Source organism: Plesiomonas sp., from assembly GCF_051650925.1.
In the GTDB taxonomy this organism is placed as follows: domain Bacteria; phylum Pseudomonadota; class Gammaproteobacteria; order Enterobacterales; family CAMTGL01; genus Plesiomonas.
In genome coordinates, this window is record NZ_JBOFRH010000279.1 from 1 (window position 1) to 2,934 (window position 2,934).

At 48.1% G+C, this 2,934-nt stretch carries 1 protein-coding gene, 1 pseudogene and 1 riboswitch; of the genes and pseudogenes, one reads left to right on the forward strand and one right to left on the reverse strand.

Annotation, left to right across the window (positions count from 1 at the left end):
• A pseudogene (locus ACRC27_RS06730) lies at positions 1-599 on the reverse strand (tRNA (uridine(54)-C5)-methyltransferase TrmA); the annotation flags it as partial.
• A 107-nt stretch (positions 600-706) separates the two neighbouring features.
• Positions 707-1,018: riboswitch (cobalamin riboswitch) on the forward strand.
• A gap of 72 nt (positions 1,019-1,090) precedes the next feature.
• Between ACRC27_RS06730 and btuB the strand changes: the two are divergent.
• Positions 1,091-2,934, forward strand: a 1,844-nt coding sequence (gene btuB / locus ACRC27_RS06735) for a TonB-dependent vitamin B12 receptor (RefSeq protein ID WP_438639480.1), incomplete at its 3' end; no start/stop codon positions are given.

Genomic DNA, 2,934 nt, shown 5'->3' on the forward strand with positions numbered 1-2,934 from the left:
AGCATATGCATGTTGACCACCGCATTGGGCTGGGTAAAGCTGTTTTCTACTTGGCGATAGATCATCTCCTTGCCTTTCACAAACAAACTTTCATCAACATAATCATGATCTAACATGATTTTTTGCTTAGTTGCTCGGCCAATCAGTTGCAGATTAAACCCTTCACAACGTAGAGCATCTCGCAAATGGCGAGCCTCATGCTGCCACTGCTCATCGAGTTTTTTGTGGTACAGCAGCGAAACAATCACCTGATTACTCAAAGTAGACAGATAATCAATCTGGAACAATTTGTTGCGCAGCAGAGGGTTATGGCGCAACTGATCCAGCAGTGCCGGCATCAAACGGTTGATCAACTTACTGGCCGCAGGAAACTGATCGACACGAAGCCGCTCTTTTGTCTCTTTATCAAACACAATATGATAGAGATCCTCACCCTCATGCCAGATTCGAAACTCTGCCCGCATCCGGTAATGCTGATGTTCCGAGGCAAAAACCTCTGGTGCCGGCGCATCAAACTGCGCCATCAGCGTCTGTAAACGAGCCGTTTTTTCCGCTAACTGGGCATCGTACTGATCAATAGGCAAACTACCAGGGGTCATCACTTTTCTCCGCAAACATCGCTATATAAGAAGGGAATTGTAGGCAAACCGGTAGGGAAGTCCAGCTATAGAAGGTTTAGCAATCTAGACATCTAAATCGACAGTCAGTAATATACCGTCTCCGGTCTCTGCCAAGAGCGAAAAGGGAATCTGGTGAAAATCCAGAACTGACGCGCAGCGGTAAAGGGGAACGAAAGTAACAGGCAGCACACACTGCCGACACTGTGACTTCTATATTTCGCACCATCAACACACACTTATGCCGCTGATTGTGTTACCTGCAGGCAACATAACCGCCAGCATCTGCGGCGTAAAATACGTGTAGTGCAAACATCGGTGTTAATACAGAAGAATGGGAAGTTCGTTACCGTAGGTTCATTGCCCCAAGTCCGAAGACCTGCCGGAAACACGGGTCTGCTGTTATCAGGTACGTCGCGGGATGCGGCCTGCTGACAGTGGCAAATGCTCGATTTGTAAGGCATCGATAATTAATGAATAACACCAATCCAACGCTGTTAGCGGGGGCCATTGCGGCTGCCCTTTTTTCGGGAACCACCGTTGCTGAAAACCGCACCACTGAAGATGGCTCACCCATCATCGTCATCACCAGCGCCAACCGCTTTGCTCAGCCAGTATCATCCGTTCTTGCACCGGTAGAAGTGGTCACTCAACAAGAAATGTCTCGTTGGCAAGTCACCTCGGTCACCGAAGCACTGCGCCGCCTGCCGGGAGTCCAGATCTCACAAAACGGTGGCATGGGCCAAAAATCCAGCGTATTTATCCGCGGTACGGAATCAAAACATGTCCTGATCTTAATTGATGGGATCCGTGTATCACAAGCCGCAGAATTGACCGGTTCAGTAGATTTCAGCCAGATCCCATTAGCACTTGTACAACGTATTGAATATATCCGAGGCCCGCGCTCCTCCACTTACGGTGCCGATGCGATTGGTGGTGTAATCAACATCATCACCGGCAGAGAGACTGATGGTGGCAATATTCAATCCACCATCGGCAGCGAAGGCTATCAAAATTACCAAGGTAGCCTCAGACAGCAACTCTCTGACAATACTCGGATCTCACTGGCAGGCGAATTTGCCGAAACCAAAGGGTATGATGTTGTTGCCGGTTATCCTCAGTTTGGTTCAGCAGCGGAAACTGATCGCGATGGTTTTCGCAGTCGTTTTGGTTGGGCATCGTTAGAACACAACTTCTCTGATACCACCAGTGCCTTTGCGCGCGCCTCTGTTACCGCAAACCATTCTGATTATGATGCCGGCATTCCGCCAGCGGGCGGCACCTATTATCCAAATGAAAGCCGTTATTACACCCGTCAGTACGATACCGGCGTACGTTATCAAGAAGGTAACTACTCATCACAGTTACTGGGCAGTTATCAAAACACTGACAGCCATAACTACGGTGCCAATGTTACTGCTAAAAATGAGAGGCAAGCTAGCTACAATCAAACCTCCGCGCAGTGGATGAACAACTATCAGCTTAGCCACGGTCAGATTGGTGCCGGTGTAGACTGGAACCGAAATGAAATTGAACCGGCAAAAACAGGTTCAGCACCTGGCCAACAAGTTGATAACACCGGTATCTACCTAACTACTCAGCAAAAGTTTGGTGACTGGACAGTTGAAGGCGCAGTACGTCAAGATCATAACCAAGATTATGGCAATAATTTCACTTGGCAAAGTGGCATTGGCTGGCAATTTATTGATAGCACACAAGCTATCTTATCGTATGGCACTGCATTTAAAGCCCCAACACTGGGCCAACTACATGGTGCAGGCAGCACACTGGGTAACCCTGATTTAGATGCGGAAAGCTCACGAAACCTTGAACTGGCATTTAGCGGCCAAATTCAGGCCTTAAACTGGCGAGTATCAGGCTATCGTAATGAAATCGATAACCTGATCGATTACGATAAAAACCAGTATAAAAACGTCAAAGAAGCCACTATTAAAGGGATAGAAGCCCAAGCATCCTTCTTCACGGCAGGTTTCCAGCACACCATCTCTTATGACTACCTTGATCCAACCCGTACTGATGGCAAGCAAAAAACACAACTGCCACGCCGTGCTAAACAAAACGTACGGTATGCCCTTGATTTTGCCATCGAACAAGCACAGTTTGATATCGCCTATAACTATGTTGGCAAACGCTATGATGACTATACCAACAAGCGCGAACTCCCAAGCTACAGCCTGTGGGATCTTGCCGCCTCATATCCTATAACGCAAAGCTTCACCGCTCGTGGTAGAATCGCAAACCTGTTTGATAAAAAGTACGAAACCGCGTACGGCTATCCAGCGGCAGAGCGCGCCTA